Source organism: bacterium (genome assembly GCA_026398675.1).
In the GTDB taxonomy this organism is placed as follows: Bacteria; RBG-13-66-14; RBG-13-66-14; order RBG-13-66-14; family RBG-13-66-14; genus RBG-13-66-14.
In genome coordinates this window covers 1,527-2,509 of record JAPLSK010000188.1, presented here as the reverse complement: position 1 = coordinate 2,509, position 983 = coordinate 1,527, and the positions used below count along the sequence as shown (strand labels likewise).

Below are 983 nucleotides of genomic sequence, written 5' to 3'. Positions count from 1 at the left end.
CCTCCTCCCGGCGGACCTCCAGGCAGGCGGCGATGGCCTCACGGATATTCGCCAGCGCCTCGGCTTCCGTCTTGCCCTGGGAGACACAGCCGGGGATGGCAGGGCACTCCACCACGTACATCCCGGTTTCGTCCTGATAGATGGTTATCTGAAGTTTCATCGTCGGCCTCCTACTCCACCGGGCACCAGGCGGGAGAGCTGTCCCAGTCATCATTGAAGGTCAACTGGGTCTGGTTGCTCCCGTCGGCGTCCATAACAAAAATTTCATCGTCCCCGTCGCGGTCGGAAACGAAGGCGATGCGGCCCGCGCCCTCCTCGGCCAGTCCGGCGATCACCAGTAAAGCCAGCAGAATTACCAGTGTACGCATGACCCACCTTTTAGTGGTAGCTTATGCAGTCTGATTATAGCTTGTTGACTTGCCCCTCACCCCAGCCCTCTCCCCAGAGGGGAGAGGGGGTTTAGGCAGCCCTTCCCACAGGGAGAGGGGGACCCGACCCTCACCCTAGCCCTCTCCCCAGAGGGGAGAGGGGGTTTAGGCAGCCCTTACCCCTGCCCCTCACCCCAGCCCTCCCCCCAGAGGGGGGAGGGGGCTAGAATATCGGCGGCTCTTTGTACTCGCCGAACTCCTCCCGGAGCACGCCCAGGGTCTCGCCCAGGGTGGCGTAGGTCCGGGCGCAATTCAAGAAGTGGGGCATGGTGTTCGAGCCGTCCCGCGCGGCCCGGCGCAGGCCGTCGAGGGCTTTCTTGACCTCTTCGGGGCTACGATCCGCCCGGACGCGGCCCAGCCGCTCCCGCTGGATCCGATCCACCTCGGGGTCAATCTTCAGGAGGTCTATGGCTATCTTTTCGTTGGGGATGACGTGCTTGTTGACCCCGATGACCGTCCGCCGCTTTTTCTCTATCTTGCGCTGAAACTCGAAGGCGGCGTCGGCTATCTCCTGCTGGAAGAAACCGAGGTCAATGGCCTTGAGCACGCCGCCCA

At 63.1% G+C, this 983-nt stretch carries 3 protein-coding genes; all 3 read right to left on the bottom strand.

All coding sequences use genetic code 11. The features are described 5' to 3' along the window. A partial coding sequence (locus NTW26_06215) for a type II toxin-antitoxin system HicB family antitoxin (protein ID MCX7021853.1) occupies nt 1-160 on the bottom strand: 160 nt, incomplete at its 3' end. 10 nt (nt 161-170) lie between these two features. Beyond that, on the bottom strand, nt 171-368 hold the full coding sequence (locus tag NTW26_06210; protein ID MCX7021852.1) for a hypothetical protein: 198 nt from the start codon (nt 366-368) through the stop codon (nt 171-173). A 223-nt stretch (nt 369-591) separates the two neighbouring features. Continuing rightward, nucleotides 592-983: methylmalonyl-CoA mutase family protein (locus NTW26_06205; GenBank protein MCX7021851.1), on the bottom strand; the 392-nt coding region annotated here is incomplete at its 5' end.

Coding starts and splice junctions, on each gene's coding strand:
- NTW26_06210 (MCX7021852.1), bottom strand. CDS start 368: ATGCGTACACTGGTAATTCTGCTGGCTTTACTGGTGATCGCCGGACTG.